The following is a 720-nucleotide window of genomic DNA, read 5'->3' on the forward strand; positions in this document are numbered from 1 at the left end:
CGTCAGCTCCGACTGGTCGAGGCCCCAGCGATGACGCAGCAATTCGATCATGCCGGCGACGCCGTCGACGCCTACATCGTCTCGACCGGCGGCGACGCCGGCATGATCGAATTGCTGCGTCATCGCTGGGGCCTCGACCAGTCGGAGCTGACGCGGCTGGCTAACTACCTCTGGGCGCTGTTGCATCTCGACCTCGGCCAGTCGGTGACCTTCTCCCGACCGATCCGCGATGTGATCCTCGAACGCCTGCCCAACACGCTGCTGTTGATGGTCAGCGCCACCGCGCTCTCCTTCGGGCTCGGCTCGGCACTCGGCATCTATGCCGGCGCGCGGCCCGGGAGTTTGCGCGACCGCTTCCTGTCGATCGGCTCGCTGGCGCTCTATGCCGTGCCGGGTTTCTGGCTCGGACTGGTGCTGATCGTCGTCTTTGCCGTCGACCTGCGCTGGCTGCCGATCGGCGGCATCGAGACCCTGGCTTCCGACAAGACCGGCCTTGACCGCGCAGCCGACATCGCCGTCCATCTTATCCTGCCTGTTTCGGCCCTCGGCTTCATCTACCTGGCGCTCTATCTGCGCATGATGCGCGCCGGCATGGCCGAGGTCTGGCGGCAGGATTTTGTGCTGGCCGCCCGCGCCAGAGGGCTTTCGCGCCGCCGCATCGTGCTCGCCCACATTGCCCGCAACGCGCTGCTGCCCCTGGTCACCATGCTGGGCCTGCAG

The 720-nt window shown here is 67.1% G+C and carries 1 protein-coding gene; it reads left to right on the plus strand.

Annotated elements, in window-relative coordinates; all coding sequences use genetic code 11:
• Window positions 1–30 precede the first annotated feature (30 nt).
• Window positions 31–720: ABC transporter permease (locus tag EN991_RS38570; protein ID WP_164769780.1), on the plus strand; the 690-nt coding region annotated here is incomplete at its 3' end.

This window comes from Mesorhizobium sp. M7A.F.Ca.US.005.03.2.1, from assembly GCF_003997795.1.
In the GTDB taxonomy this organism is placed as follows: Bacteria; Pseudomonadota; Alphaproteobacteria; order Rhizobiales; family Rhizobiaceae; genus Mesorhizobium; species Mesorhizobium ciceri.